This window comes from Agrobacterium sp. CFBP 3001 (assembly GCF_027871605.1).
Classification (GTDB): Bacteria; Pseudomonadota; Alphaproteobacteria; order Rhizobiales; family Rhizobiaceae; genus Agrobacterium; species Agrobacterium leguminum.
In genome coordinates this window covers 25,073-33,089 of record NZ_JAQAHD010000035.1, presented here as the reverse complement: position 1 = coordinate 33,089, position 8,017 = coordinate 25,073, and the positions used below count along the sequence as shown (strand labels likewise).

Below are 8,017 nucleotides of genomic sequence, written 5' to 3'. Positions count from 1 at the left end.
TGCTCCTCTTTCGTGTCCGAGATCGTCGCCAAACGCTCGAATACGAGTAGAATCAACACCGTGCGCCATGTCCACCAAATTTAAACCGGACAGCAGTGGGACAGGCCCGAGGATGACGGGAAGTGTGTGGGAAGGGCATCGCACTCACTTAACCATCGCCTCTCAATGCTGGTCGGTATGGGGCTTGTGAAAGATATCGTCGGTCGGCGGAATGGTCTGCCGCTCGATCATCCGGTGCACGCGCGGCCGTGTCTTGCCGCGGTGAAGCTCCAGCAGCCGGTCCCAGGCCTCCGCATCCGCCTGGGTGCGGCGGTGGTTGTGGCGGACATATTCCACCCATGTCGGCACATGGTAGCTTTCGGTCCAGATATCAGGGTTTTCGAGATCGCGCATCAGGTTCCAGTTGCGTGCGCCATCACGCAGACGGATTCGGCGGCGCTCCGCCATCAGTGGCAGAAATTCGCCCAGATCCTCGTCATGGATTTCATAATCGATGAGAATGGCAATGGGTCCACTGCGCGGCTTGATATCCAACCGCAGCGGCGGTTCCACGAAGCGGTTGAGCGGATCGAGGTTGAGCGAAGCAAAAGCCGGCATGGCGAGCTTTAGGCCGACGACGACGCCGAGCAGCATCAGCGCGCACGAACAGAGCAGCGAATAGGAAATGCCGTAATCTTCCGCCAGCTCGCCCCACAGCCAGCTGCCGACCGCAATGCCGCCGAAGGTGAGCGTCTGGTAGAGCGAGAGCGCCCGGCCTACCACCCAGCGCGGGGTGGAGAGCTGGACGATGGTGTTGAAGAGCGATAGCGCCAGAACCCAGCAGGCGCCGGCAACGGTCAGAACCAACGAGGTGACGATCGCACTCGTGCTCACCGCCGTTACGCCAGCGCTGAAGGCGAAGCCAAGAAATGCGACGCGCACGATCCATTCGCTGGACAGGACCTCGCGCAATCTGGCGCTGATCAGGGCACCGCCAATGGCGCCGACGCCGAAGGCACCCAGCATGACGCCGTAGGTCAGAGGGCCGCCTTCGACCAGATCGCGGGCGACGATGGGCATCAAGGCAAGGATGGCGCTGGCGGAAAGGCCGAAAAGGAAGCCCCGCACCAGCACCTTGCCGATATTGGGCGACATCGCCACATAACGCATGCCGGACGAAATGGCGGCCAGAAGCTGCTCCCGCGGCAGGGTCGAGGCATATTTGGGCGGCTGCCAGCGAAACAGGGCGTAGATCAGCGTGAAATAACTCAGCGCATTCACGAAAAATGCGGCAGCGGCGCCGGCGGCCGCGACGATGATGCCGCCGATGGCCGGGCCGACGCTGCGGGTGATGTTGAAGCCAACGCTGTTCAGCGTCACGGCGGCGGGCAAATCCTCGCGCGGGACCATTTCGCCGACGGAGGCCTGCCAGGACGGATTGTTGAGCGCCGTGCCGCAGCCGATCATGAAGGTAAAGAAGAGAAGCAGCCAGGGCGTGAGCCAGCCGGACCAGGCAAAGACGGTGAGCAGCACGGAGGCCGTCAGCATCAGGAGCTGCGCCGAAATCATGATGCGGCGGCGGTCGAAACTGTCGGCCAGCGCGCCTGAAATCAACGAGAACAGCATGATCGGCAAAGAGGTGGAGGCCTGCACCAGCGCGATCATGTTTTCGGAACTCGAAAGCGAGGTCATCATCCATGCGGCGCCCACCGCCTGGATCAGTCCGCCGAAATTCGAGGCAAGGCTGGCGATCCAGATTCGTCTGTAAGTCAAATGCCTTAAAGGCGCGAGTGGCGATTTACGGTCAGGCACGCTCTGTCCACTTAATGCAACTGCGATTTGTCAAACGGCAACTATAGACAGTGCCAGCGATCATGCCAGCCTTTCCGACATGGTAAGGGTGAAAATGTGACGGAGGCGGCACCCGAAGCGGAAGAGCCCGCTAAAACCTTGCAATCCCGCCCCGATGGGTCTATATGACCCCTGAAATTCTTGATCGCTTGATGAAGAGTGGGGCCGCGAGGCTCCGCTCTTTTTCGTTAGGCGAACCGGAAACGACGGGCAGAAGGCCCGGTGAACATCAAAGACCGGAAGGCCAGATGGCAGACACCGCACATGAACCGCGACTGATAACCGAAACGGGCATCGACCAGCGTATCGCCGAGATCATCGAGCCTGTTTTGACGGGCATGGGATATCTTCTGGTGCGCGTGCGGCTCTCCAACCAGAACGGTATGACGCTTCAGATCATGGCCGAGCGCGAAGACGGCACCATGACCGTCGAGGACTGCGAAGCCGTCTCCATGGCGATTTCACCGGTTCTTGATGTGGAAGATCCGGTCGATAAAGCGTATCATCTCGAAGTTTCCTCGCCCGGCATCGACCGGCCGATGGTTCGCAAATCGGATTTCACCCGCTGGCAGGGTCATCTGGTGAAGGTCGAAACCTCCATTCTGGTCGAGAACCGCAAGCGGTTTCGCGGCAAGATCGTCGAGGTCAATGCGGACGGCTTCAAGCTGGAACGCGACCAGATCGCCTATGGCGAGGAACCGACAGTCATCATTCCGTTCAGCGCGCTTTCGGATGCGAAGCTCATTCTGACGGACGATCTTATTCGTGATGCGCTGCGGGCAGACAAGGCGGCCAAGGCCGCCGCCGCAAACCAGAACGACGAAAACGAAGCAGACGAAGACTAATTCCAACGTAAAGCCCGGAAACAAGGGCGAACCCCGCAATCATGCGACTTACGGAGATAGAAAAATGGCAGTGAGTGCTAACCGGCTTGAGCTTCTGCAGATCGCCGATGCTGTGGCGCGCGAAAAGGTCATCGACCGCGAAATCGTGCTTGCCGCAATGGCCGACGCTATCCAGAAAGCCGCCCGCTCGCGCTATGGTTCGGAAACCAACATCCGCGCCGACATCAACTCCAAGACCGGCGAAATCCGCCTGCAGCGTCTTCTGGAAGTTGTCGAGGCCGCCGAGGATTATTCGACCCAGATCCCCCTGGAGCTTGCCCGCGACCGCAACCCGGATGCCAAGCTCGGCGACTTCATCGCCGATCCGCTGCCGCCGATGGATTTCGGCCGTATCGCCGCCCAGTCCGCCAAGCAGGTCATCGTGCAGAAGGTGCGCGAAGCCGAACGTGACCGCCAGTATGACGAGTTCAAGGACCGTATTGGCGAAATCGTCAACGGCACCGTCAAGCGCGTCGAATATGGCAACGTCATCGTCGATCTCGGCCGTGGCGAAGGCATTATCCGTCGTGACGAGATGATCCCGCGTGAAAACATGCGTTATGGCGATCGCGTCCGCGCCTACGTCTACGACGTTCGCCGCGAACAGCGCGGCCCGCAGATTTTCCTGTCGCGTACCCATCCGCAGTTCATGGTGAAGCTCTTCACCATGGAAGTTCCGGAAATTTACGACGGCATCATCCAGATCAAGTCGGTTGCCCGCGACCCCGGTTCGCGCGCCAAGATCGCCGTCATCTCCAACGACTCGTCGATCGATCCGGTCGGCGCCTGCGTCGGTATGCGCGGTTCGCGCGTTCAGGCCGTTGTCGGCGAACTTCAGGGTGAGAAGATCGATATCATTCCGTGGAGCCAGGAACCGGCCTCCTTCATCGTCAACGCCCTGCAGCCGGCGGAAGTCGCCAAGGTCGTTCTGGATGAAGAATCCGAGCGTATCGAAGTGGTGGTTCCGGATGAGCAGCTGTCGCTCGCCATCGGCCGTCGTGGCCAGAACGTACGTCTGGCATCGCAGCTGACCGGCTGGGATATCGACATCATGACCGAGCAGGAAGAATCCGAGCGTCGCCAGAAGGAATTCAACGAGCGCACGGCCCTCTTCATGGAAGCGCTCGACGTCGACGAAATGGTCGGCCAGGTTCTGGCTTCGGAAGGCTTTGCGCAGGTTGAAGAACTCGCTTACGTCGATCTCGATGAAATCTCCTCGATCGATGGCTTCGACGAAGACACCGCCGATGAAATCCAGACCCGCGCCCGCGAATATCTGGAGCGCCTGGAAGCCGAAATGGACGCCAAGCGCAAGGAACTCGGCGTTTCCGACGAGCTGCGCCAGATTGACGGCCTGACCTCGCAGATGATGGTTGCGCTCGGCGAAGACGGCATCAAGACCATTGAGGACTTTGCCGGCTGTGCAGCGGACGATCTCGTTGGCTGGAGCGAGCGCAAGGACGGCGAGACCAAGAAGTTCGAAGGCATCTTCTCCAAGCTCGATGTTTCGCGCGTCGAAGCCGAGAACATGGTGGTGCAGGCCCGTCTTCTGGCAGGCTGGATCACCGCCGAGGAGCTTGCTTCCGCAGAGGAAGCCGATCCTGAGGCTGCCGAGGAGGCGGATACCGCCGAGCAGGAATGACATCGCAGGCGCATGAGCCGGACGATCTGCCCGAGACTGACGATGACGGGCGGATCAAGGGCGACGTCAACGGACGTATGTGCATTGTGACACGGCAGAGCGGATCGCCGGATGAGCTGATCCGCTTCGTCGCGGGCCCGGACGGCAACGTCGTTCCGGACCTGAAACGCCAATTGCCGGGGCGCGGTTGCTGGGTAACACCCGAGCGCGCCCTGATCGAGAAAGCCATCGCGAAGAAGCTCTTCGCACGGGCTCTCAAACGCGACGTCAAAGCCGGGCCGGAGCTTCTTGCTCTTCTCGACCGGCTGATGGCGCAGCAGCTTGCAGGCATGATGAACATGGCGCGCAAGGCGGGCCAGTTCATCAGCGGCGCGATGAAAGTCGACGCCGCCGTCCGTTCGGGGAATGCGATTGCCGTGTTCCACGCGACCGATGCTGCGGCAGACGGCGTGAGAAAACTGGACCAGGCCCGCAAGGCCTGGGCACTCGGCAGCGATGCCGGCAATGAAATTCCGTCCTTCCGGCTCTTCAGCGGCGCCGAAATGGACGAGTTGATGGGCCAGAATGCTTTTATCCATGCCTGCGCGCTTGCAGGGCAGGCGGGTGAGGGTGTAGTGAAGCGCGCAACGATGCTTGAGCGGTACCGCCTTGGCGGCCAATCTCAGGCGGAACGCGACGCTGCCCGGACAGAACAATGACGCGGTTGCCCGACATGAACGGTCGCCGCGTTCCGATGCAGCAATTGAACGACGAGACCTGATGAACGTCATCCGGTTCTCGTCCGAAGGAACGGGAACGGAATGACCGACAACAACGACGACAAGACACTTAACGCACAGCCTAAGAAGACTCTCACCCTCAAGCCGGGCGGGATGAATCAGGGCACCGTGCGGCAGGATATGGGTCGAGGTCGCACGAACGCGGTTGTCGTGGAAACACGCAAGCGCCGCCCCATGCGTCCTGAAGACGAGAAGCAGGTTCATTCGGTTGCAGCGCCCGCTCCGAAGCCGGCCGCTCCTGCCCCCGCGGCAGCACCACGTCCGCAGGCGCCGCAGCAGCGCATCCACCAGCCCAGCGGCCAGCAGCAGCGTCCGGGTTCCTCCCAGCCGCAGCAGCGTCCCGGCTCGTCCGCACCGCAGCAGCGCCAGCCTGAGCGTCCGCGCGGCAACGTCCTGCACGACCTGTCGGCAGGCGAGATGGAAGCCCGCCGCCGCGCGCTGATGGAAGCACAGGCCCGCGACGTGATCGAAGCCAAGCAGCGCGCCGAAGACGAAGCGCGCCGCAAGGTGGAAGAAGAGCGCCGCATCGCCGCCGAAAAGGAAGAGGCCGCACGCCGTGCCGTCGAAGAGGCCGCAGCCGCCAAGCTGGCCGCAAGCCAGCCCGCCGTGGAAGCAAAGTCGGAACCGGTCGATGAAAAGCCGGCTGCCGCAGCCCAGCCGGCGCCGCGCGCCGAGGCTCGTCCTCAGCCCGCCGCTGCCGCCCCTTCTCGCGCAACTCCCGAAACCGCTGCTCCGCGCGGACGTCGTACCGATGGCGACGACGAGGACGATCGCGGTGCACGCCGTGGCAACCTGCCGGTTCGTGGCAAGGTCGCGGCGCCTGCACCTGCGAAGCCCGCAGCCCGTCTGAAGACGGAAGAAGAACGCCGTCGCGGCAAGCTGACCGTCACCTCGTCCAACCTGGATGAAGACGGCACGCCGCGCGGACGCTCCATGGCATCCATGCGCCGCCGCCAGGAAAAATTCCGCCGCAGCCAGATGCAGGAGACCCGTGAAAAGGTCATGCGCGAAGTGATCCTGCCGGAAACCATCACCATTCAGGAACTGTCGCAGCGCATGTCCGAACGCGCCGTCGACGTCATCAAGTTCCTGATGAAGGAAGGCCAGATGATGAAGCCGGGCGACGTGATCGACGCCGATCTGGCGGAACTGATCGCCGTCGAATTCGGCCACACCGTCAAGCGCGTTTCCGAATCCGACGTGGAAGAAGGCATCTTCAACCAGGCAGACGACGAAGGCGAAATGCTGCCGCGTCCGCCGGTTGTCACGATCATGGGCCACGTCGACCACGGCAAGACCTCGCTGCTCGACGCCATTCGTCAGGCGAATGTGGTTGCAGGCGAAGCCGGTGGCATCACCCAGCATATCGGTGCCTATCAGGTCGAAAAGAACGGCCAGAAGATCACCTTCATCGATACCCCCGGCCACGCCGCCTTCACGGCCATGCGTGCCCGTGGTGCGCAGGCGACGGATATCGCCGTTCTGGTGGTCGCCGCTGACGACAGCGTGATGCCGCAAACGATCGAGTCCATCAACCATGCCAAGGCGGCGGGTGTTCCGATCGTCGTTGCGATCAACAAGATCGACAAGCACGAGGCAAACCCGGAAAAGGTTCGCCAGCAGCTTCTGCAGCACGAAGTCTTCGTGGAATCGATGGGCGGTGAAGTGCTTGACGTGGAAGTTTCCGCCAAGAAACAGCTTGGTCTCGACAAACTGCTTGAAGCGATCCTGCTGCAGGCTGAAATTCTCGACCTCAAGGCAGATCCGAACCGCACCGCGGAAGGTACCGTCATCGAAGCGGAACTCGACCGCGGCCGTGGTGCCGTCGCGACCGTTCTCGTACAGAAGGGTACGCTGAAGCCTGGTCAGATCATCGTGGCCGGCGACCAGTGGGGCCGCGTTCGCGCCCTCGTCAACGACAAGGGTGAACACGTCAAGGAAGCCGGTCCGGCCATGCCTGTCGAGATTCTCGGTCTTTCCGGCACGCCATCTGCAGGTGACCGTTTCGCGGTTGTCGAAAACGAAAGCCGTGCTCGCGAGATTTCCGAGTACCGCCAGCGTCTGGCACGCGACAAGGCCGTCGCACGTCAGACGGGCCAGCGCGGTTCGCTGGAACAGATGATGAGCCAGCTGCAAACTTCGGGAATGAAGGAATTCCCGCTGGTCATCAAGGCAGACGTGCAGGGCTCGGTCGAAGCCATTATCGCTTCGCTCGACAAGCTCGGCACCGACGAAGTCCGCGCTCGTATCGTTCACTCGGGCGCTGGCGCCATCACGGAATCGGATATCTCGCTTGCCGAGGCATCCAACGCCGCGATCATCGGCTTCAACGTTCGCGCCAACGCACAGGCACGTACGGCCTCCGAACGCGCCGGCATCGAGATCCGCTACTACAACATCATCTACGATCTGGTGGATGACGTGAAGGCAGCGATGTCGGGCCTGCTGTCGCCGGAGCGTCGCGAGACCTTCCTCGGCAACGCGGAAATCCTCGAGGTGTTCAACATCACCAAGGTCGGCAAGGTCGCGGGTTGCCGCGTCGTCGAAGGCAAGGTGGAACGTGGTGCGGGTGTGCGTCTGGTACGCGACAACGTCGTTATCCACGAAGGCAAGCTCAAGACACTCAAGCGCTTCAAGGACGAAGTGGCAGAAGTGCCGGTCGGTCAGGAATGCGGTATGGCCTTCGAAAACTACGAAGACATCCGCGCCGGCGACACCATCGAGTGCTTCCGCGTCGAACACATCACGAGAACGCTCTAAAGCATTCCCAGGAAAAGTGGACCCCGGTTTTCCGTCCGGAAATGCGATTAGAACAAAGAGCGTTCTCGCCGCAAAACAGGAATTTACTGTCGGGCGCCGGCTTACCGGCGCTCGCTCCGTTT

Annotated in this window: 5 protein-coding genes; 4 read left to right on the top strand and 1 reads right to left on the bottom strand. The window is 61.5% G+C overall.

What is annotated here, in order from left to right; all coding sequences use genetic code 11:
• Positions 1 to 162 precede the first annotated feature (162 nt).
• Positions 163 to 1,791, bottom strand: a complete 1,629-nt coding sequence (locus PH605_RS24275) for an MFS transporter (RefSeq protein WP_142846541.1) — start codon at positions 1,789 to 1,791, stop codon at positions 163 to 165.
• A gap of 287 nt (positions 1,792 to 2,078) precedes the next feature.
• Between PH605_RS24275 and rimP the strand changes: the two genes are divergently transcribed.
• The 4 genes from rimP to infB all read left to right on the top strand — a co-directional run bounded on the left by rimP (position 2,079) and on the right by infB (position 7,895).
• The gene (rimP, locus tag PH605_RS24270) at positions 2,079 to 2,675 is read left to right on the top strand and encodes a ribosome maturation factor RimP (RefSeq protein ID WP_059758925.1); all 597 of its coding nucleotides are present in this window, start codon (positions 2,079 to 2,081) and stop codon (positions 2,673 to 2,675) included.
• Between the two features lie 64 nt (positions 2,676 to 2,739).
• Positions 2,740 to 4,356: a transcription termination factor NusA gene (nusA, locus tag PH605_RS24265; RefSeq protein ID WP_059758923.1), complete on the top strand. Its 1,617-nt coding sequence runs from the start codon at positions 2,740 to 2,742 to the stop codon at positions 4,354 to 4,356.
• Positions 4,353 to 5,054 (top strand): RNA-binding protein, encoded by a 702-nt coding sequence (locus PH605_RS24260; protein ID WP_065656379.1) that lies wholly within the window; start codon positions 4,353 to 4,355, stop codon positions 5,052 to 5,054. Before nusA ends, PH605_RS24260 begins: the two co-directional genes overlap by 4 nt.
• 102 nt (positions 5,055 to 5,156) lie before the next feature.
• Complete coding sequence (gene infB, locus PH605_RS24255) at positions 5,157 to 7,895, top strand: translation initiation factor IF-2 (protein ID WP_142846542.1); 2,739 nt, start codon at positions 5,157 to 5,159, stop codon at positions 7,893 to 7,895.
• Positions 7,896 to 8,017: the final 122 nt, after the last annotated feature.

Coding starts and splice junctions, on each gene's coding strand:
- rimP (WP_059758925.1), top strand. CDS start 2,079: ATGGCAGACACCGCACATGAACCGCGACTGATAACCGAAACGGGCATC.
- infB (WP_142846542.1), top strand. CDS start 5,157: ATGACCGACAACAACGACGACAAGACACTTAACGCACAGCCTAAGAAG.
- nusA (WP_059758923.1), top strand. CDS start 2,740: ATGGCAGTGAGTGCTAACCGGCTTGAGCTTCTGCAGATCGCCGATGCT.
- PH605_RS24260 (WP_065656379.1), top strand. CDS start 4,353: ATGACATCGCAGGCGCATGAGCCGGACGATCTGCCCGAGACTGACGAT.